At 39.3% G+C, this 21,310-nt stretch carries 16 protein-coding genes; 9 read left to right on the plus strand and 7 right to left on the minus strand.

Annotated elements, in window-relative coordinates; genetic code table 11:
- The first annotated feature begins 29 nt into the window (after positions 1–29).
- From NV377_RS24720 to argH, 8 genes are all read left to right on the plus strand, one after another.
- Positions 30–908 carry a YitT family protein gene (locus NV377_RS24720; RefSeq protein WP_373425852.1) on the plus strand — a complete coding sequence of 293 codons (879 nt, stop codon included), beginning with the start codon at positions 30–32 and terminating at the stop codon, positions 906–908.
- 226 nt (positions 909–1,134) lie between these two features.
- Positions 1,135–2,184, plus strand: coding sequence for an N-acetyl-gamma-glutamyl-phosphate reductase (gene argC / locus NV377_RS24725; RefSeq protein WP_258203499.1), 1,050 nt, complete (start codon positions 1,135–1,137; stop codon positions 2,182–2,184).
- A gap of 300 nt (positions 2,185–2,484) precedes the next feature.
- Entirely contained in the window at positions 2,485–3,726 is a 1,242-nt protein-coding gene (argJ, locus tag NV377_RS24730; protein WP_258203500.1) for a bifunctional ornithine acetyltransferase/N-acetylglutamate synthase, read from the plus strand.
- A gap of 400 nt (positions 3,727–4,126) precedes the next feature.
- Positions 4,127–4,915, plus strand: a complete 789-nt coding sequence (argB, locus tag NV377_RS24735) for an acetylglutamate kinase (protein WP_258203501.1) — start codon at positions 4,127–4,129, stop codon at positions 4,913–4,915.
- Between the two features lie 13 nt (positions 4,916–4,928).
- Entirely contained in the window at positions 4,929–6,116 is a 1,188-nt protein-coding gene (gene argD, locus NV377_RS24740; RefSeq protein WP_258203502.1) for an acetylornithine transaminase, read from the plus strand.
- Between the two features lie 180 nt (positions 6,117–6,296).
- Entirely contained in the window at positions 6,297–7,253 is a 957-nt protein-coding gene (gene argF / locus NV377_RS24745; protein ID WP_258203503.1) for an ornithine carbamoyltransferase, read from the plus strand.
- 28 nt (positions 7,254–7,281) lie between these two features.
- A complete protein-coding gene (locus NV377_RS24750) occupies positions 7,282–8,514 on the plus strand; it encodes an argininosuccinate synthase (RefSeq protein WP_258203504.1) in 1,233 nt (410 codons plus the stop codon).
- Positions 8,515–8,631: 117 nt separating this feature from the next.
- Complete coding sequence (argH, locus tag NV377_RS24755) at positions 8,632–10,047, plus strand: argininosuccinate lyase (protein WP_258203505.1); 1,416 nt, start codon at positions 8,632–8,634, stop codon at positions 10,045–10,047.
- Between the two features lie 144 nt (positions 10,048–10,191).
- Here the strand turns inward: argH and gnpA are convergent, their stop codons facing one another.
- From gnpA to NV377_RS24780, 5 genes are all read right to left on the minus strand, one after another.
- Positions 10,192–12,360, minus strand: a complete 2,169-nt coding sequence (gene gnpA, locus NV377_RS24760; protein WP_258203506.1) for a 1,3-beta-galactosyl-N-acetylhexosamine phosphorylase — start codon at positions 12,358–12,360, stop codon at positions 10,192–10,194.
- 17 nt (positions 12,361–12,377) lie between these two features.
- Positions 12,378–12,557: a DUF6903 family protein gene (locus tag NV377_RS24765; protein WP_258203507.1), complete on the minus strand. Its 180-nt coding sequence runs from the start codon at positions 12,555–12,557 to the stop codon at positions 12,378–12,380.
- 9 nt (positions 12,558–12,566) lie between these two features.
- Positions 12,567–13,460 carry a carbohydrate ABC transporter permease gene (locus NV377_RS24770; RefSeq protein ID WP_258203508.1) on the minus strand — a complete coding sequence of 298 codons (894 nt, stop codon included), beginning with the start codon at positions 13,458–13,460 and terminating at the stop codon, positions 12,567–12,569.
- A 12-nt stretch (positions 13,461–13,472) separates the two neighbouring features.
- Complete coding sequence (locus NV377_RS24775; protein ID WP_258203509.1) at positions 13,473–14,366, minus strand: carbohydrate ABC transporter permease; 894 nt, start codon at positions 14,364–14,366, stop codon at positions 13,473–13,475.
- A gap of 94 nt (positions 14,367–14,460) precedes the next feature.
- Positions 14,461–15,837 (minus strand): carbohydrate ABC transporter substrate-binding protein, encoded by a 1,377-nt coding sequence (locus tag NV377_RS24780; protein WP_258203510.1) that lies wholly within the window; start codon positions 15,835–15,837, stop codon positions 14,461–14,463.
- 309 nt (positions 15,838–16,146) lie between these two features.
- Here NV377_RS24780 and NV377_RS24785 point away from each other — a divergent pair, with 309 nt between their 5' ends.
- Positions 16,147–17,562: a carbohydrate ABC transporter substrate-binding protein gene (locus tag NV377_RS24785; RefSeq protein WP_258203511.1), complete on the plus strand. Its 1,416-nt coding sequence runs from the start codon at positions 16,147–16,149 to the stop codon at positions 17,560–17,562.
- 84 nt (positions 17,563–17,646) lie between these two features.
- On the opposite strand, the gene NV377_RS24790 is transcribed toward NV377_RS24785, so the two are convergent.
- Both NV377_RS24790 and NV377_RS24795 read right to left on the minus strand, forming a co-directional pair.
- Positions 17,647–19,242, minus strand: coding sequence for a response regulator (locus tag NV377_RS24790; RefSeq protein WP_258203512.1), 1,596 nt, complete (start codon positions 19,240–19,242; stop codon positions 17,647–17,649).
- Entirely contained in the window at positions 19,235–20,998 is a 1,764-nt protein-coding gene (locus NV377_RS24795; RefSeq protein WP_258203513.1) for a cache domain-containing sensor histidine kinase, read from the minus strand. The genes NV377_RS24790 and NV377_RS24795 overlap by 8 nt, the downstream gene beginning before the upstream one ends.
- Between the last annotated feature and the right edge of the window lie 312 nt (positions 20,999–21,310).

Consider the following 21,310-nt stretch of genomic DNA (forward strand, 5'->3'; position numbering starts at 1 on the left):
TTTACATAAGAAAGGTTGGTATACTCACCATGAAGCAACAAATTAGACATGTAGCAAAACGTTCACTGTCTCCTTCTATGCAAATTACATGGAATATCGTCCAAGTCATTATTGGATCTTTTATTTTGGCACTTAGTTTTAATTTGTTTCTGTTGCCACATGGTATAGCATCTGGAGGAGTATCAGGAATTTCGATTCTTGTTGAAAGGCAGCTACATATTCCGCCGGCGATTACGCAGTGGACGCTAAATATACCTTTATTTATTGCGGCTATTTGGCTTCTTGGCAAGAAATTCGGAGCTAAGTCTATCTTAGGTTCGATTGTATTTCCGTTGTTCGTACTTCTTACTTCCCATTTACCAGTACCTACTGATAATCCGATACTAGCATCTATTTATGGTGGTATTGGCGTAGGGATTGGTCTTGCAATCGTCTATCGCGGTGGAGGTTCAACCGGAGGGTTAGATCTTGCTGCTCAAATGTTACATAGATTAACTGGTATTCCGTATAATCTTGCGGTCGTTTGTTTTGATGGTGCAGTGATAATTGCAGCTGCGATTATCATTTCACCTGAGCTGTCTCTCTACGCGCTAATTTCACTATTTGTAACAAGTAAAAGTATTGACTTTGTTCAAAATGGACTACAGTTATCAAAGGTAGCTTTTATTATAAGCGAGCAAACGGAGCAATTAGAACAAGCAATATTGCATGAACTTAATCGTGGTTTGACAAAATTAGAAGGTACTGGCGGATATACAGGTAACCCACGTAATGTCATTATGGTGGTCGTTGCTCAGAATGAAGTGTCCAAGCTGAAAAGAACTGTAGCGAAGCTTGATCCTACAGCATTTATTATCATAAGTAATACAGGCGAAGTGCTTGGTGAGGGATTTAAATCTTACCAATAATTGAAGGAAAACAAGGCGGATATATCCATTAATGCGCGTTGTATTTTTATAAATATGGATGTATAATAATACAGTAATAAGCATATTCTCTTTCATACTTATATATTGTAAAATAAAGTGTTGGGTAAATTTAGGTAATCTCAAAGAAGTTGTACAATTGGCTTAATTTGAGGATGAAAATATAGATAAGGTCTACATAAATAATAACTAGAGGGGAAGCGATAGTATGAGTAAGAAGCTAGGTATCGCAATTGTTGGTTCTACAGGATATGGTGGAGTTGAATTAATGCGTCTGCTACATTCTCATCCCAATGTTGAAATTACATCCGTTATTTCTTCGTCCAGTGCAGGAACGAAAGTAACCGAAGGTTATCCTCATTTGCAAGCCATTCGTGAAGAACTACTTGATGATGTGAATCCAGAACTCATTAAGCAAAAAGCTGATATTGTATTTTTGGCAACACCAGCCGGAGTCGCATCTAAGCTTGCGCCGCAATATTTAGAAGTTGGTTTGAAAGTAATTGATCTATCTGGAGATTTCCGTTTGAAAGATCGTGATGTATATGAGCAATGGTATCAAAAACCTGCAGCAGAGCAAGAACATCTTGACAAAGCGGTATTTGGACTTTCAGAAATTTACGGTGAGCAAGTGAAAGATGCACCTTTTATCTCGAATCCAGGATGTTTTCCGACAGCTACATTGTTAGGACTTATTCCAGCGCTTCAAGCGAACTTAATTGATCATTCTTCTATTATTATTGATGCCAAATCTGGCGTCTCTGGTGCCGGTCGCGGTGCTTCAGTAGCGAACCACTATGCAGAATTGAATGAAAACTTTAAAGCTTATAAAGTTAATAAGCATCAACATATTCCAGAAGTCGAGATGGTCCTTAGTCAAATCGCAGAAGAACCTGTTACGGTTACGTTCACGACTCATCTCGTTCCTATGACACGTGGTATTCTGTCGACGATGTATGCGAAGCTGAAAAGCGATGTTACGGAGCAAGATCTTATTGATTTATATGAACAATATTATGAAGGTCGCCCATTCATTCGTATCCGTCCAGAAGGGAAATGGCCAGCAACGAAAGAAGTATGGGGATCTAACTATTGTGATATTGGATTCTCTATTGATAGACGTACGAATCGCGTGACGATTATCTCTGTAATTGATAACTTAGTTAAAGGTGCAGCTGGTCAAGCGATTCAAAATATGAATTTAATGATGGGGTGGGATGAGCAGCTAGGCTTACAATTCGTCCCAGTCTACCCTTAGGGGAAATTCAAAAAGCGGACTTTGATAACGATGACTAGTCTAACGAAGCTTAGTCGACATCGAATATGAAGCGAACTTGGGAAGTCTGGTACGCATGTACCAATAACGTACATTTGCGTTTCCTCCTTTCACAAGTAGCGCCTCATCTTCTCGGTTCTGAAAGCCCGCTTTTTGAACCTTTATTAGAAGAGGAAGTTCAAAAATCAAAATTTCAAAACATGCACTAATATTTTGTTTATATAGTAATACCTCATTTATAAATCAATAGTTTAATAGCATATTTAGGAGGATTAGAGCGAGATGATAGAGGAACATAACGAAGCTTTATTTACTATTATTCAAGATGGCTCAGTAACATCGCCTCAAGGCTTTGTAGCAGGCGGATTACATTGTGGTTTGAAAAAAACGGATCGTCATGATCTAGGTGCTATTGTATGTGAGGTTCCAGCAACAGCAGCGGCAGTATATACAACGAATGTTTTTCAAGCAGCACCTATTAAAGTAACTCGTGAAAGTATCGCTAGCAAAGGTACCCTTCGTGCGATGATCGTGAATAGTGGTAACGCCAACGCTTGTACGGGAGATCAAGGTGAAGCAGATGCATTTGAAATGCGTAATCGTTTTGCTGAGCAGATTGGTGTAGATGCAGATCAAGTTGCCGTTGCTTCCACTGGAGTTATTGGTGAGTTATTGAAGATGGATAAAGTGCGTTCTGGTATAGATAAACTTCCAAATTTATTAGAAAAAAGCGATAAAGGTGCTGAAGACTTCAGCCAAGCGATTCTAACAACGGATCTTGTGAAGAAAACGATTTGCGTGGAGCTTGAGGTTGATGGCAAGCTAGTGAAAATTGCTGGAGCAGCAAAAGGATCTGGTATGATTCATCCTAATATGGCAACGATGCTTGGTTTTGTAACGACGGATGCTAATATTAGTTCAACAGCTTTACATCAATTATTACGTGAAGCTACTGATTTGAGCTTCAATATGATTACGGTTGATGGTGATACTTCGACTAATGATATGTTAGTAGCAATGGCAAGTGGTCTTGCAGCTCATTCTGAACTAACTGAAGCACACCCTGCATGGGCAACGTTCAAATCAGCTCTTACTCATGTTTGTGTTGTACTAGCGAAAGCTATTGCACGTGATGGTGAAGGTGCTACAAAGTTAGTTGAGGTTCGTGTTGAAGGCGCAGTGAATGATTTCGCAGCTCAAGCTATCGCGAAAACAGTTATTGGTTCATCTTTAGTGAAATCTGCTGTATTTGGAGCAGATGCGAACTGGGGACGTATTATTGCCGCTGTAGGTCGTGCGGGTCAACCAGTTGATCCTGCTACTGTAGATATTGCGCTAGGTTCTATCGTTACATTAGAACAATCACGACCTGTAGCATTCGACGAGGATGCTGCTTTAGAATATCTTAAAGGAGACACCGTTGTGATCTCTGTTAATTTAAATATGGAAAACGGTACAGCAGTAGCATGGGGTTGCGACTTGACGTACGATTATGTACGTATTAATGCTGCTTACCGCACATAGATGTAGTTCAAAAAGCAGGCTTTGATAACGATGAGTATACTAACGCAGAATACTCGACGTCGAAGATGCCATTCATCGCTAGCTGTGGTGCTCGTGTACCAAGTACGTACACTCCGCTCCTCGCGTCACTAGCTTCATGGAATCTTCTTGGTTCTTAAAGCCCACTTTTTGGAACCTTATTGGAAGAGGAAGTTTAAAATGCTCAATTTTGATAACGATGTATCGCGCTGTAGCATATTCGGCGTCGAATATTGAACGTTAGCGAAATTTCCGGTGCTCACGTAGTAAGTCCCTACGTTGCGCTCCTCAATTTCTACTAACATCCAATCTTCTCGGAACTGAAAGCCGAGCATTTGAACCTTGATTGGAAGATGCAGTTAATAATGTGGAGGAAAAGGATATGACTAAGCAACGTTTTGTAATGAAATGCGGTGGTAGTACGTTAGCGGCTCTACCAAATAGTTTTTTTGAAGAATTACGTGAACTACAAGCTTCTGGAGTAGCACCGGTTATTGTTCATGGTGGTGGCCCAGCAATTTCAGAAACACTAGAAAAGCTTGGGATTGAAACAGAGTTTGTCCAAGGGTTACGCAAAACCAGTGATGAAGTACTTGATGTTGTAGAAATGGTACTTGCAGGGCGCATTAACAAAGAAATAGTTCGTAAGATGGAAATGAATGGGGCAAGAACATTAGGACTTTCTGGTGTAGATGGCATGCTCATTCAAGCAAAGCCAGTTGCCAATAGTGCAGAGATCGGATTCGTTGGCGATGTAACGGAAGTAAACGCCACTCTAATCGAAGGTGTTATGGCGATGGGATATATTCCTGTTATTGCACCGATCGGTATCGATCGAAGTGGTCAACGTTACAATATTAATGCTGATACAGCAGCTGGAGCAGTTGCTTCTCATCTAGGTGTGGAGCGAATGATCGTAGTTACTGATGTGCCAGGTATTATGAAAACTGTTGATGGACAGAAAGTTACTTTGCCTTCTGTAACGGTTGCAGAAATAGAAGAAATGATTACTAGTGGTGAAATATATGGTGGCATGATTCCAAAAGTACGTGCTGCGATTCAATGTATACAAGGTAAGGTACAAGAAGTCGTTATTGTAAGTGGGCAAATTGAAGGAGTACTTACCGAGGCCGTAACGACTGGCGGAGTAGGAACTGTCATTAAGCAATAGGGGAGTGTTTAATATGAGTCAAAGTACGATAGAAGTAGCGGGTGGATCATTATTTCCAACGTATGCAAGATATCCACTTGCCATTGTTAAAGGCGAAGGTAGCTGGCTGTGGGATAGTGAAGGTAATAAATATTTAGACTTTATGAGTGGAATTGCTGTTACGAATCTAGGTCACGTGCCGCAACGTGTAAAGGAAGCATTAGTAGCGCAGTTAGATCAACTATGGCATATTTCGAATTTGTTTCAAATTCCTAATCAGGCAGATGCTGCAAAGCTTATTACCGATAATAGCTGTGGTGATGCTGTATTCTTCTGTAATTCTGGTGCTGAGGCGAATGAAGCAGCTATTAAGTTAGCTCGTCGTTATCAACAACTAGTTGCTCGTAATGGTCGTTATGAAGTCATTTCATTCACACAATCTTTCCATGGTCGTACACTTGCAACATTAACAGCGACTGGGCAAGATAAGGTGAAGGAAGGATTTTTACCATTACCTGAAGGCTTTACTCATATTGCACTAAATGATATTGAGCTACTGAAAGCAACAATCACTGACAAAACAGCAGCTGTTATGCTAGAGATGGTTCAAGCTGAGGGTGGTATACTGCTTGTTGATCCAACGTATATTAAGCAAGTTGCTGAGCTTTGTAAGTCTGAGGGAATTTTATTAATCATAGATGAAATCCAAACGGGAATGGGTAGAACTGGTAAATTGTTCGCTTATGAGCATTTTGGTATTGAACCTGATATATTTACATTAGCAAAAGGTTTAGGTAGCGGATTCCCTGTAGGCGCTATGGTCGCTAAGGAAGCGTTAAGAGAAGGGTTTACAGCAGGTAGTCATGGTTCTACATTCGGTGGAACACCGATTGCGACAGCTGCAGTGAAAGCGACGATTGAAACGATCGTTGAAGAAAAGGTAGTTGATCATGCAGCGAAGCAAGGTGAATATCTAATCACGCAATTACGTGAGAAACTTAGTGGCTGCTCATTCGTAAATGAAGTACGTGGGTTAGGGCTAATTATCGGTATTGAATGTAAAGAGCCGATAGCTAGTGTCATCGTAGAAGCACAAAGTGAGGGCTTGCTAGTCATTTCTGCTGGTCCAAACGTGATTCGTTTGCTACCTAATTTGCTAGTGTCTAATGAAGAAATCGATCAAGCGGTACAAATACTAACGAAGTTGCTAAGCAATCGATAGGAAACTCTAAACGTCCGACTGTTATCACGATGTAATACTTTGTTGCTTAATGGACTTCGAATATGTCATTCATTCGAAGTCTCCAGTTAATGAAAAGTTAAGATTAAGCTTCCGAAGTAACTTTTCGTTACAGGAAGTTATTACAGGAAGTCCACGAAAAGCTTTTAGGAGGTTTTAAACATGGTAAGATCCAAAGAAGAAATCGCTCAAAGTATGAAGGGCCGCGATTTTCTAATGTTAGTTGATTTTGCACAAGAAGAAATTATGTATTTGATTGAGCTAGCTATTGATTTGAAACAAAAACAAAAAGCTGGCATTGAACATAAAGTATTGCAAGGTAAAACAGTAGGTTTAATTTTTGAGAAATCTTCTACACGTACGCGTGTTTCTTTTGAAGTTGGTATTTACCAACTAGGTGGTCAAGGTCTATTCTTGAGCGGTAATGATCTTCAAATCGGTCGTGGTGAGACGATTCTTGATACAGCACAAACATTATCTCGTTATCTAGATGGAATTATGATTCGTACATTCGAACATCGTAAAGTAGTTGAGTTAGCTCGTGGAGCAACTATTCCAGTTATTAATGGATTGACGGATCTATCTCACCCATGCCAAGCACTTGCTGACTTCCAAACGATCTACGAGCAAACAGGTACGTTTGAAAATGTGAAACTTGCATATATCGGTGACGGTAACAATATGGTACACTCTCTAATGATGGGTGCTGCTAAACTAGGCGTTCATATGTCAATTGCAACACCTGTAGGTTATGAACCAGACGCAGATATTATTGCTCAAACTATGGCTATCGCAGAAGATACTGGTGCGAAAATTGTAGTTTGTCATGATCCAAAAGAAGCAATGGAAGGTGCAGACTTTGTGTATACTGATGTATGGGCAAGTATGGGCCAAGAACAAGAGCAAAAAGAACGTGAACTTGCATTTGCTGACTATCAGATCGATGATAATCTTGTTCAATTTGCTAAGCCAGAATTTAAATTCATGCACTGCCTACCTGCACATCGCGGTGAGGAAGTAACAGAGAGCGTAATTGATGGCGAACACTCTATTATTTTTGATCAGGCTGAAAATCGTCTACATGCTCAAAAGGCGATTATGGCTGCAATCATGTCATAATAAATGAAATATGAAGGGAATCAATAACATGGCAAAGGATAAAATTGTACTGGCTTATTCTGGTGGTTTGGATACTTCAATCATCTTGAAATGGCTAAAAGAAACATATGACGCGGAAATCATCGCATTTACTGCTGATATCGGTCAGAAGGAAGAACTAGATGGTCTAGAAGAAAAAGCTTTAAAAACAGGTGCTTCTAAAGTATACATCGATGATCTTACTGAAGAATTCGCTCAAGATTTCATCTTCCCAATGTTCCAAGCTGGAACAATGTATGAAGGTCAATACTTACTAGGAACATCTATTGCACGTCCGCTTATTGCGAAACGTATGGTAGAAATTGCTCGTGCTGAAGGTGCGAAATATATTGCACATGGTGCAACGGGTAAAGGTAATGACCAAGTTCGTTTTGAGCTAGGTGTAGCTGCACTAGCACCAGAAATCGAAATTATTGCTCCTTGGCGTTCTGAGCAATTCCGTAACGATTTCCCAGGTCGTGCAGAGATGATCGCTTTTGCAGAGAAACATGATATTCCAGTATCAGCATCTGCTGCAAAACCTTATTCTACAGACCGCAACTTGCTACATATTAGCTTCGAAAGCGGTGTGTTAGAAGACCCTTGGTTCGATCCAAGTTCTGAAGAAAATGAACCAATGTATGTACTAAGCGTGTCTCCTGAGCGTGCTCCGGATCAAGCTGAATACGTTGAACTGTCATTCGAACAAGGTAATTGTACAGCTATTAATGGCGAAGCAATGTCTCCACTTGCTATTATGGAGAAATTGAATGAGCTTGGTGGGAAACATGGTATCGGTCGTGTTGATATGGTCGAAAACCGCTTCGTAGGTATGAAGAGCCGTGGTGTATATGAAACTCCAGGCGGAACAATTCTATTTACAGCACATCGTAAGATGGAATCTCTAACAATGGATCGTGAAGTTATGCATCTTCGTGACTCTCTGATCTCTAAATATAGTGAGCTAGTATACAATGGTTTCTGGTTCGCTCCTGAACGTCTTGCTTTGCAAGCGCTGGTGACGGAATCTCAGAAAAATGTATCTGGTGTCGTTCGTTTGAAATTGTATAAAGGTAATGTTATCGGAGCTGGCGTTCAAAGCCCAGTAAGCTTGTACAACCCTGATATCGCTACAATGGAAGCTGATCCATCACAAGCATATGATCAAGGTGATGCAACTGGATTTATCCGTTTGAATGCATTGCGTTTGAAAGTTTCTGCTGGTGTAACTCAGAACAAGTAATAATTCAAAGATCATGGGCGGAAGAATCATATACGACATGTTGGAAGTCTTATAAGACAACCATTTCGTATAGGGCTCTTCCGTTTCCCTGTATCAATAAGAAGGAGTGCTGAAGAAGTGAGTAAGCTTTGGGGTGGCCGTTTCACGAAGAAAACGGATCAATTAGTTGAAGAATATACAGCGTCGATTACATTTGATAAGGCGCTTGCTGAAGAAGATATTCAAGGTAGTCTAGCGCATGTAACAATGCTAGGCAAGCAAGGTATTGTACCACAAGACGATGTTGAAACGATTAAAGCAGGTCTATTGCGCGTATTAGATCGTATCAAAAACGGAGAGCAAGAGTTCACTATTGGTGATGAAGATATTCATATGAATATTGAAAAAGCATTAATCGATGATATTGGTGCTGTAGGTGGTAAACTTCATACAGGACGTAGTCGTAATGACCAAGTTGCTACGGATATGCATCTTTGGCTTCGTAAGCGCGTAGTTGAGTTCGTTGAATTGCTTCGCAAGTTACAAGAAGCTTTGATCGGACAAGCTAAAGCGAACATCGATACGATTGTCCCTGGATATACCCATTTGCAACGTGCTCAACCTATTTTATTTGCACATCATATGATGGCTTATGTATCAATGTTCGGTCGTGATATCGAGCGTCTACAAGATAGTTACAAACGTATCAATGTTCTTCCACTAGGTGCTGGCGCACTCGCTGGTACTACATTCCCAATTGATCGTCACTTTGTTGCAAGCCAATTGCATTTTGATCGTGTATATGAGAACAGTCTTGATGCGGTAAGTGACCGTGACTTTATTTTAGAGTTTCTAGCAGATGCATCAATCGTTATGATGCACTTATCTCGTCTCAGTGAAGAATTAATTATGTGGTCAAGCACCGAATTCAACTTTGTTGAACTTGATGACGCCTTCTGCACCGGTAGTAGTATTATGCCACAGAAGAAAAATCCTGACGTACCAGAACTAGTTCGTGGTAAAACAGGACGTGTGTACGGTAACCTTATGGGCTTGCTAACAGTCGTGAAATCTTTACCTCTAGCGTATAACAAAGATATGCAAGAAGATAAAGAAGGCATGTTTGATACCGTTACAACGATGCAAGGTGCTCTTCAATTGTTCGCGCCAATGATCGCAACAATGACAGTCAATAAAGATCGTATGCGTCAAGCAGTGAATCAAGATTTCTCTAATGCTACGGATATCGCTGACTTCTTAGTTAATAAAGGTCTGCCGTTCCGCCAAGCTCACGAAGTAATCGGGAAAACGGTGCTATACTGCATTGAAAACAATAAATACTTACTTGATCTAAGTATGGAAGAATTTATTAAGTTCTCTGATTTGTTCGACGAGCGTATATATGATGTGTTACAGCCTGAGCAGGTTGTAAATGCTCGTAATGTATATGGTGGTACTGCTAAACCTCAAGTTGAAGCAGCTATTGCACGTGCTGAAGAAGTTATGAATACTACATCTATTTGGGTAACTGAATATTTAGAACGCAGCCAATAGAATACGCTATTGGACACAAAAAGGTCTTTAGAGCTATCAATCCACATGGATCGAAAGCGCTAAAGACCTTTTATACATTTCTCTATTTATTGAGAAAGCTACGGGGTAGCGAAAAAATATCACTACCAGAACTAGTAGATCATCTTAAATCTCATACCACTTGATCTCATTGGCTTCCAACTTGAGTGAGAAGCTAGAACCATCTCCGCGATAAACGACAGTTTCTTGTGATTCATATGTGTTGTTAACAACACAGTATTTACCGTTCTTTACATAGGCATGAACTTCGACGTTGTAGTTGTCACTGAACCAGCGGTGAAGCTCGTGGTCGCTGTGCGTGCTCCACATAATCGCTCGATAGAGAAGACGACTGTTCTCGAAGCTATATGGCAATCCACTAATATAGACGGCACGTCCACTACCGAATTCATTCACTGCAAGTTGTACTTCTTTATCCACCTGACGGAGGATGGTTGTACCTTCAAGCGCGAATATATTTTTCTTACCTTCTCCAAAATCGATGATCTTGTTTCCGTCTGCATCTACACGACAATCTTCCGTTATAAAGTGTGCTTTTTCTTCCCAGTTATACTTATCATAGCCGAGAGTGAAGCCTCGTTCCTGCTCTACACCAAGGATATTTGCTAGCTGGAAGTATCGTCCGTTTGCTTGATGAGCCGCAGGCTCACCGACACCGATGAATCCACCACCTTCATGAATAAATTGCTTCACAGATGTTACGATGTCAGTGTCTAGCCACCAATCCCCCCCTGTATAAGCTGTATCACCATCACCTACATTCAAGATGACATCAATTCCTTGTAGAATGGAAGGATCGTTCTTTATATCATCGAAGCTAATGAATTTAACATCAAATGGAGCACCCGATAATGTCTCTATAATCCCTGCATAGCTATAATTTTGCTTTTGATAGAGTGCATGATGGACCATATGATTGCCCCATGCACGCATTTTACCCCAACAGTTCAGTACGGCTACAGTCTTAACATTATAGGGAGTTGTTTGTTGGACATTATCGTACAACGTACGGAACTCATCGCAAACACTTTCAATGTATTCCATGAAATCCGGGAAATCTAGTGCTAGTTTCAAATAGCCACCATAACCAATTCGATCGATTGGCTTGCGCAGAATGGCACGTCTAGCCGTAACCCAGTTTACTTTCGCTTCACGTACTGGATCTCCACCCTCATGGAATGTATCAGGGAAGAAATAAGGTAGAAAACGGCCCTCTGTATAGTTCACTCCAGGGATATCACTAATTAGACGAAGTGTGGAACCATTACCTACACTACCAACGACAGCATCTACCCCAATCGTTGAGAACTCATCCATAAATGGTTCAGTTCCAATCCAGTGGTCACCAAGGAACATCATAGCTTCTTTCCCATATTCATGTGTAATGTCAACTAATTCTTTGGCTAGTAGGGCAACCTCGCGACGTTGGAATGCTTGGAATTGCTGAAATTCTTTCGTTGGTATGCGATAGTTGTTATTATAGTAACCTTGATCAATAATATATTCGGCTCTGAACGGATAGCCAACCTCTTGTTCGAATTGCTCAAGAATATAAGGACTAACAGAGGCTGAATATCCATACCAATCGACATATTTCTCACGTGCCAGCTCATCGAAGATAAGTGTGAACTGGTGGAAGAAAGTCGTAAAGCGAATGACGTTAACATAGGAATGTTCTTCAATGAATTGACGTAGACGTTGCATCGTGAACTCACGTGTCTTCGGTTGGCGAACATCAAACGTAATCTGCGGCTCAACATCTTTCCAATCATTCGTAACGGCATTGTACATATGTACAGGATCCCACATAATATAGGCTAAGAAACTAACGGTATAATCATGGAAGGGGGTTGCATCGATCACGACACTGCCTGTTTCTTCGTTATAACTCCATTGATCTTTGGATACAACTGATCCTGTGGTACGGTCGATGACTTCCCACCATCGCTTAATATCGTCATAACTATTGATCTTCAGCATATCTGGATATAGACCCTTCATTAAGGGAATCGAGAGGGTAGATTGCTCGGCTGTATAGAAGGCTGTCATAATATACATTTGCTGAATCTCTTCTGGATTTGCTAGCGCCCATCCATTTTCTTTACGAGTCGTATAGTAAGTGGAATACACCTTAGCATCAATATCCCGAAGTTCTGCGGGGAAGTCAGTACCATCGCAATCACGTATAGCATCTGCTCCCCAACGCTTCATCACTTCTTTTGTTTGAGGAATAATATCTAGATCCGTTGGGATCGTGACCCGTCCTATGTTCATCTTAAGTAACTCTCCTTTTATTTGAATTTACGATTGTAGAACCAGAGAAGACCTATGAGAAGTGCTAATCCCAGAAGCATCAGGCCTAGTCCAGATGGGCCAATATTTTTTTGCCCAATAATAACGAGAACGACAGCGATAATGAATACAATCAGCATTAAATAATTGCGTAACAGATTCCGCACGGATTCACTCATAGCAGCACCTTAACCTTTCAGCCCGCCCATGGTCATGCCTTGGGTAAGCTTCTTTTGTACTAAAATATATAGAATAAGTGTTGGCAGCATGACAATTACGAGTCCTGCATACATTTGACCATATTGGACAGCTGACTTTTGAGCTGCCATAAGATTCATTAGTCCAACTGGTAACGTCCGAAGTCCTGGCGTCGTCAACAAAGTCATCGAAATAATATATTCGTTCCAGAAGGAAAGGAAATTGAACAAGATAACAGTTACAATGCTGGGCTTAGCCATAGGCATAATAATTTGCACCATTGTTCGGAAATAGCCTGCGCCATCAACAGAAGCTGCCTCTTCAAACTCTTTAGGCAATGACTTGAAATAGCCCGACAGCAAATAGATGGTGAAAGGAAGTGCCATTGCAGCGTAGACAAGTGCCAATACAAATAAATTATTTAGAAATATCGGATGTCCGAGAAAACCACGAACGGCTTTATCACCACTATTAAGCATGAGAAAGATAGGAACGACAATGTAATTCACATTAATAAATAACCCTGCCATAAACATCGTATTCCAGAAGACGCTACCTCTAAATTTGAATCTTGAAAGGACATAAGCGGCTGGTAATGCAATGACAAGTAGAAGTCCAAGTGCAATTGCTGTAACGATGAGGGAGTTAAGCATGTAACTGCCCATCTTAGCTTTTTCCCAAGCATCAGCAAAGTTTTGTAGATAGAACCCTTGTGGGAGAACCCAAGGATTACCGTAAAACTCAACATCCTGCTTGATGGACGCAATGAATGCCCAGGCTACTGGGACGATAATAATAATTGCAAGTAAAATTAACACAATATAGTTGAAGCCCTTATAAATCTTGTCACTAAAACCAGGCTTGGTGAGTTTATTATTGTTCAAGTTGTTGCCTCCTTAATACTCCAAATGGTCACGTGTGGTGACTGCATTCAGGATAGCAGCTAGTGCAAATGAGAACAGGAATACAATAACACCGATTGCCATACCATAGCCGTAAGAAGAGTTGGTATAAGCTTCTTTGTACATATAGCTAAGGAATACTTCTGTTGAACCATCGGGACCGCCTTCAGTCATCGCTACAACGAATAAGAAACTCATGTTGATCGTACTAATGATGAAGAAGGTTAGAGTGGTACGAATATTCGTCCAGATTAACGGGATTGTAATACTGAAAAATTTCTCCATCCGACTTGCACCTTCAAGCTCAGCGGATTCATATAAGCTTTCGGGAACGTTCGCCATACTCGCCATATACATCACCATATAATAACCAATGGCCTGCCAGATCATTGCACCTGAGAGAGAGAAAATAACGATCTTCTGATCACCCAGCCAAAGGGTAGGCGCTGACTCTGCTCCACGGAATAAATTCAAAATTGCATTCAGAAGTCCACTATTCGGGTCATATATTGCAGAGAAAATAGCACTAATAACGACAACCGATAGGATGTTCGGAATATAGAAAATAACTCGCAATAAATTTTGCCCTTTTAGTTTCTCACGGGAAAGTATGGATGCGAATACAAGTGCCAAAGCAAAAGTAATAATGGTCACGACTACGATTAGTAGAAGACTATTTTGGAAAGCTTGATAAAATTTATCACTTTGAAACAGCTTAGTGAAATTTTGCAGGCCTACGAAGGTTTTTTCATCTGTATAGCCGCCCCATTTGTAGGTGGACATACGAAATACATTTATTGTAGGTATAATTAGAAAAACAATGAATAGGATTACGGCGGGAGTAAGACAGAAGAAAATAAATCGTCGTTGTCCCTTCTTGATATCCATGTGCCCATCTCCTTCCCAAGGTGAAAACAAAGGTGGCAGCTTTCGCATGCCACCTTTGTTCAAAGATTTAATTCGAATTTACTATTACATTGATTTATTTAAGTGCCCCACGTAATGCATCGCTTGCTTTCGTAATAGCTTCAACCCATTGCTCTTTTGTTTTAGCTTTAGTTACAAGGGAATCCACTGTACCAAATACCGTATCAGAAATACTTACACCTTCAACGGGATCAGTTGTAGCAAATGCACCCATAGCTGCTTTAGTACCATTGTCGTAGATACTATAGAATAGTTTATTGTCACCTTCTAATTTGTCGGACAACCCTTTAATCGGTTGAATTGCGCCAGCTTCAGCAAAAATAGCAGCTGCTTCGTCTGAGTAAAGATAAGCAATAAATTGTTTAGCTAGATCTGGATGTTCTGCTTTAGCTGGAACCCAAATTTGCTCAAAGAATGTATAGGAGTAGCGGTCACCGCCATCTTTTACAGCTGGTAGAGAAGTGAAGCCCCATTTGAATCCTTCTGCACGAGGTGCATTACCCATTTCACCAACGATCCAAGTGCCGTTTGGCATAAATAGAGCTTTATTGTCTAGAATAAGCTGTTGGTTTTTAACAAAGTTATCTTTATTAGCATTAGCTGGAACAGTTTGCTCAGTGTAGCTAGCAAGCTTACTAATAATATCGAATGCTTGTGTTGCTTCTGGAGTTTGCCATACACCTTCGGAATATTTCATTGCATCATCGAAGAATGTAGGACCACCAACTTCGTTTAGCAATGCATAAAATAATGAATCAAAGTATCCTGTCGTTGGGTAGGCGAATAGTGCAATTCCTTCAGCTTTAGCTTTGTCGCCTAATGCCCACATTTCATCCCAAGTTGTAGGAACTGTCCAACCTTTTGCTTCAAACAAGCCAGCATTGAAGAATAGACCAGTTGGGCTATAGAACATCGGCATCAGATAGGTCTTACCATCGCTATAAGGATTCGTAATCGACGTATCCGTAAAACCAGGAATAATTTTGTCTTTTACAGTAACGCTTTCACCAGGAACAGTCATTGAAAGTACATCTGTAAGATCAAGGACGTTATTATCTTTAACGAATGTTTCTGTCATACCTTTAGGTTGACCTACAGAAATATGAATCACATCTGGGAAATCTCCTGATTTCATACTAGGTCCGATTACATCTTCAAGGCTTTTGTCGATCGTTGTTTCGATTTTTACGTTAGGATTCGCATTCTCGAAACCAGCAGCGACTTTCTTCCAAATATCAGCACCGTAAGCGGTTTCCAACGCGGCAAACTTTAAGACTTGAGTCTCAGCTGGTTCAGTAGCTGCTGTTGGAGTAGGTGTTGGAGTAGCTGAATCACTAGGGGTAGTATTAGCGCCGTTGTTAGTATTACTACCACAAGCAACAAGGCTAAGTGTTAAAAATGCTGTTAATGCTAGACTAATAATTTTTTTCATGTTAACCCTCCTATAAATCGTTTATTTGTCTTTTCGTAAATTTAGATTAGTGCTTAGAATTATGTATTTCAATAGGTTTTGGGCATGTAGATAGAATCGTACATAGACATGCAAAAATTTTCGATAAGTTGCAAACAACAAGTGATAGCGTTTACTAAACTGCTATAATAATGATAGTTAATAACGATTAGTCACTCATAATAAAGCTAATATTGTACATAGATTAGTCTAATTTATTCATGTATGGTTAAGAGGCGAATACGTATAGTTGAGGTGTTATTATGATAGAAAAGAATCTAGGAGGGCTCAATGAAGAAAGTTGCTAGCCTACTTATACTTGCAGTAATAGTCATAGTAAGTTTGATTGCATTAAATAGGGATACGCCTTCAAACAATGCGCTAAACCAAATTTCGACTACAGATACTTTGCACGATTTTAAAAATAAAGAGTTGAATATTGCAGTCTTTCAAGGTGGTTATGGGCCTGAATATTGGAATGAAATCGTGAGTGAGTTTGAGTCTGCATATCCAGGTGTAAAGATCAATATGACTAACAGTCCTAGAATAGGAGATGTTGTTAGACCCCAAATTGTAGCTGGTAATCCACCAGATGTTCTAGTTGTAACGGACACCGAGCAAAGTGGACTAATTACGTCATTAGTTAAGGAAAAAGCCTTGTTAGATATTAGCGATGTGTTTGAAAGCAAGGCATTAGATAACGATCAATTGCTGAAGGATAGGATTCTCCCAGGCATGCTAGAAAGTACAAGATTCTCTCCATATCAAGATGGGAAGGTATACCTAGCCCCACTTAATACGGGACCTATGGGGTTGATTTACAATAAGAAGTTATTTCGAGATAAAGGATGGAAGTTGCCAGAAACATGGGATGATTTTTTTGCTTTAGGTGAGGAACTGAAGAAAGAAGAGAATTATCTAGTCGACAGCAATGGTAACAAGACGCAACGAGCTTTATTTACTTACCAAGGAATCTATCCTGACTATTTGGAAGAGATTATGTACCCTTCATTGGCAAATGCAGCTGGTATTGATAATCTAAAAAGAATTTTTGCTTACGAACCAGGTTCATTTTCTACGGATATGGTGAAGAAGGTGCTAGATACATTTGCGAGGATTGGTACGGAAGGGTATTTAATGAACGGTACCGTTGCATTAAATCATACGCAATCGCAAACGGATATGATGCTTGGTAAAGCAATATTTATCGTGAATGGAACATGGATGGAGAATGAAATGAAGAATGCACCTAGAGAAGAGAATTTCGAATTTGGTATGATTCCTGTTCCAGTATTCAACAAAGGCGATCAACGCTTTATTCTTATGAGCTACGAACAATTTTCGATTCCTGTGAGAGCTAGCAATCCAGAGCTTGCGAAGGAATTTCTAAAGTTTCTTTACACTGATCAATCTGTCAAATTATTCGCAGAGAAATCTAATGGTATATTTGCACTAAAAGGTGCTAGTGAGCTTTCAAAGCCGTACTTAACAAAAGGAGTCTATGAAATGTTCAGTGCATATGATGGAGCAACAACCATTTTGCAAGAATGGAAGGCTCTCTCTAAAGGGTCTAGAATCGACATTAAGACTGAATTATTTAGAAATACGATGACTCCCATTATGACCGGGAAAATGACAACAGATCAATGGATGGACAAGGTTGAGCAATCATTCGCTCAAATTCAATCTGAACAGGTAGCTAATTAATATTGAATTAGACAATAGAAACAGGGCTGTGTGGAAAGTCGCTTAAGACTTTTCACACAGCCCTGTTTCTATTTATCATCCTTATTAAGCTTGTAATTGTTGAGACTTATACTCAGTAGGTGACATCCCGAAATATTTCTTGAACAATCTATTAAAGTAGAATTGATCATTAATACCGACTGCAGAAGATACCTCCTTGATATAGTTACAGCCATTCCGCATTAATTCCGCTGCTTTGTTCATTCTTACATTGTTGATATAGCTAAACAAACTTGTTCCAACCTGTTCTTTAAACATACGACATAAGTAATTTTCGCTGAAGTTGGTATGGCTCGAGATCATTTCTAGCGTGATCTTACCTTGGTAATGTGTCTCTATAAAGTGGATGACATCTAGCACTTCTTTCTTATACACGGGAGCGGTAGAAACATCCGTTAGTAAGCTGAAATGTTCAAAAGCTTGTATACAGTTTTCGGCGAACACTTCTATGTTGTCGCAATCAAGTAAACTCTTCTTAAGGAGCTCGTATTGCTTTGGCTCATCGATGTGTATTTTATTATCATATAACGGAATGTAGTCTAGACATTTAATAATAAAGGATTTAACAATATCCGGATGTGTGTTGTTTTGTTTGCATTCCATAAAGAGTGTTTTCAACTTATCTTTGATCGAATCGTTATCATATTGCCGCCAATGTTTGATGATGGAGATGGAATAATCAACAAAGTTTGTACAAATGGAATCATCATTGAACTTCACTTCATTCATGTAAATGACTGGGTGATATTTATAAAAGTTTATATTTAGTGCGTCTTTACATGCTCCAAATGCCTCTCTTGCCTTCACGTAGCCAATCACTTCATTGGAGTATACAATGGTAGGTTCTATTGAAATATACATGCTAATTAATGAACGGATTTTATTAATAAAGTCCAACGGTTCGATCTGCTGGTTGTTCAGCTGCTCTGTTGAGATCAGTGCAATAATACCTTGAGTTTCCACTTGGAACACTTCAATACGATGGACATCGCCTATGAGATCTAGAATAATATTTTCAATAAAGGCAACCGAGACATCTGGCTTCCTACCATGTTCTTCTGAAATATCTCGATTAAAAGTAATATAGAATAAATAACTAGGAGTATCCGTTAAGTGTAAGACAATCGGTTTACTTTGGAGAAAGTGAATGAATTCATGAGAAGTATCAGTGAAGTATTCTTTAAGAATGGCTCCTTTTACACTCTTAAGATTACTTCGTATAAATTGCTCTTTAGCTTCCTGTTCTTGTAATGTATGCTGTTGTTCTTCGATGAGGGTAGCTATCTTACGAAGCTGGGCAATAAGTTCGTCGGTCTTGATACTAATTTTCAACATATAGTCAACAGCACCAAGTAACAATGCTTCACGTACAAGCTCGTAATCTCCAAAGTTGCTAGCGACAATAATCTTTCCGGTGTAGTTACGTTCGTTGAGTTCTTTCAGGAGTTGAAGCCCATCCATATTGGGCATCTTCAAATCTGTAATGATAATATCTGGTTGTAATGTTTCAACTAAAGCTAATGCCTCGACTCCATCGGAGGCAGTACCGCAGATAGGAAATCCGAGTTCATCCCAAGCTATCATCGTACGAAGTGCGATTTTCACAATTGGTTCATCATCTACAAGTAGTACATTAAACATTAAGATTGCCCCCCTGTCTAAATTGACTTTCGTATGGAATGATGATTGTGCAACATGTACCTTCTCCAATAACACTAGTAATGAATAAACCATATTCTTCTCCGTAATACAGTTTAATTCGTTCATCTACATTCGTTATGCCGATGCCAGATAACTTTTTGTTATTATCAGAACTTTTAAAACTATTTGTATCAAATCCTTTGCCATCATCCATAATTTCTATATGGATAAATTGGTCTTTTCGCTCCACTTTAATTGTTATTTTAATAGATTTTCCGTGCTCCGATAAGCCATGAATGATGGCATTCTCAGCAACGGGTTGCAAGATGAATTTAGGTATAGGGCAATGGATTAATTCATCATTGATAGCGTATTCAACTTGAAAACTATCAGCATAGCGAATTTTTTGTATTTCAAAATAGTTGGATAAATTAAGCAGTTCTTGTTCAATTGTAATTTCTTCATTACTGTCTAAAATTGTGCTGCGAAGCAGTTCTGATAATGAGGTAATACCGTTGCTTAATACGGGAACTTGATTAATAATGGCAAGCCATCGCAATGTGTTCAGCGTATTGAATAGAAAGTGCGGATTAATCTGAGACTGAAGCATTTGCAATTCTAACTCTCGCTTACGCTTTTGATCCAGTTTCTGATTTTGCATTAGATGTTCAATCTCACTAACCATATTATTCATTTTGCGAGAAAGAACACCCATTTCATCGTCATGATCATCTTGAATACGATTGGAGAATTCTCCATTTGATATTTGATTGCTGAAGGTGATGATTTTCTTTATAGGCTTCACAATACTTTTGTTCATTACAGAAATGATCACGATACAGCATATAACGATGAAAGCTATAATAATGGCCATACTGCCTGTAATTTTGCTTGTCTCTGAATTAATGTAGGAAAAAGGCATCGTAGAAATGAGATACCAGCCCATTTGTTCATTATATATATAAGAAATTTGCTGATGTGTATTATTAACCTGTCCGGAGAAAGATTGTTTTCCTCGCTCTTGTTGCATCTTAATTTGATTGATAAGCTCCGCGTCTTTATACGGTGTTCCTAAAGGGATCAGTTTATCGTTCGCTGATAACACAGTGCCATCTCGCCCCATAATCATAAGCTTAGAACCAGTTCCTAGATCAACGGTGGATAAGATGTTCTTTGAGAATAAATCATCGCTAATGAATACAAAAGTATAACCAATCTGTTTAGAACTGTCGTTTACAGCATGTATTTTCCGGCCAAGAGCAAGCGTATCGTAAGATCGAACCGTTTTGACATAAGTAAGGCCATCGTACGGTGCATTCGCATCAACATCTCTCATAGCTTTATCGAGTGCTTGAGTATCGATAGTCTCAAATCCAAGTTCATAAAATTGATTGCGATCAGTATCAAATACACTTACGGTTACAGCATGTGATGGGAAGATAGTTCTAAAAATACTATCCATAGCAGCTTCTTTGGCATTTTCTTGATCCTCTTGCTCAGTAATTTTTTTTGACAGATTCTCTTGTACAAATTCATTCGTGGATATAGATCCAATGAGATATTGATAATTTTGAAGTTCGGCAAGTAAATTTATATTTATTAACGTTAAGGCCTGATAAGTAGAATTACTAAGTTTGTGGCTGATCGATCCTGAATAAAGATGATAGGCATAATATCCAAGAAAGCAGATAGGAAGAATAGAGACAATTAAGAAGGTTCCAATCAATCGATGTTGTATTTTAAACTTACGTAACATAGAATGACCTCCTCCAATTGTTAAGTTTATATTATCATAGGGCGATAAAACAGCCTCTGTCTTAATACACTTGGATAAAATAATCCATAAAGATCATAAAATCGTCTAGTTGCTTGTGTAGTCAAAGAAAATAATAGTAACTTGGAAGTACGAAATCATGTTACATATCATGAAAAGTTAAAATAATTCATAAATATGTTTGTTTAATTTAATGTATTACAAAAGTAAAACTTTGTATAGTTATTGCATTAAATGGTTTATTAACGGAGGTAATCTGTTTATGCGCGAGGTCAAAAAACTGCGTATAGTAAA

This window comes from Paenibacillus endoradicis (assembly GCF_024721975.1).

Bases quoted from the DNA above. Each gene is read 5' to 3' on its own strand.
- NV377_RS24720 (WP_373425852.1), top strand. From the start codon at position 30: ATGAAGCAACAAATTAGACATGTAGCAAAACGTTCACTGTCTCCTTCT.
- argC (WP_258203499.1), top strand. From the start codon at position 1,135: ATGAGTAAGAAGCTAGGTATCGCAATTGTTGGTTCTACAGGATATGGT.
- argJ (WP_258203500.1), top strand. From the start codon at position 2,485: ATGATAGAGGAACATAACGAAGCTTTATTTACTATTATTCAAGATGGC.
- argB (WP_258203501.1), top strand. From the start codon at position 4,127: ATGACTAAGCAACGTTTTGTAATGAAATGCGGTGGTAGTACGTTAGCG.
- argD (WP_258203502.1), top strand. From the start codon at position 4,929: ATGAGTCAAAGTACGATAGAAGTAGCGGGTGGATCATTATTTCCAACG.
- argF (WP_258203503.1), top strand. From the start codon at position 6,297: ATGGTAAGATCCAAAGAAGAAATCGCTCAAAGTATGAAGGGCCGCGAT.
- NV377_RS24750 (WP_258203504.1), top strand. From the start codon at position 7,282: ATGGCAAAGGATAAAATTGTACTGGCTTATTCTGGTGGTTTGGATACT.
- gnpA (WP_258203506.1), bottom strand. From the start codon at position 12,360: ATGAACATAGGACGGGTCACGATCCCAACGGATCTAGATATTATTCCT.
- NV377_RS24765 (WP_258203507.1), bottom strand. From the start codon at position 12,557: ATGAGTGAATCCGTGCGGAATCTGTTACGCAATTATTTAATGCTGATT.
- NV377_RS24775 (WP_258203509.1), bottom strand. From the start codon at position 14,366: ATGGATATCAAGAAGGGACAACGACGATTTATTTTCTTCTGTCTTACT.
- NV377_RS24780 (WP_258203510.1), bottom strand. From the start codon at position 15,837: ATGAAAAAAATTATTAGTCTAGCATTAACAGCATTTTTAACACTTAGC.
- NV377_RS24785 (WP_258203511.1), top strand. From the start codon at position 16,147: ATGAAGAAAGTTGCTAGCCTACTTATACTTGCAGTAATAGTCATAGTA.
- NV377_RS24790 (WP_258203512.1), bottom strand. From the start codon at position 19,242: ATGTTTAATGTACTACTTGTAGATGATGAACCAATTGTGAAAATCGCA.
- NV377_RS24795 (WP_258203513.1), bottom strand. From the start codon at position 20,998: ATGTTACGTAAGTTTAAAATACAACATCGATTGATTGGAACCTTCTTA.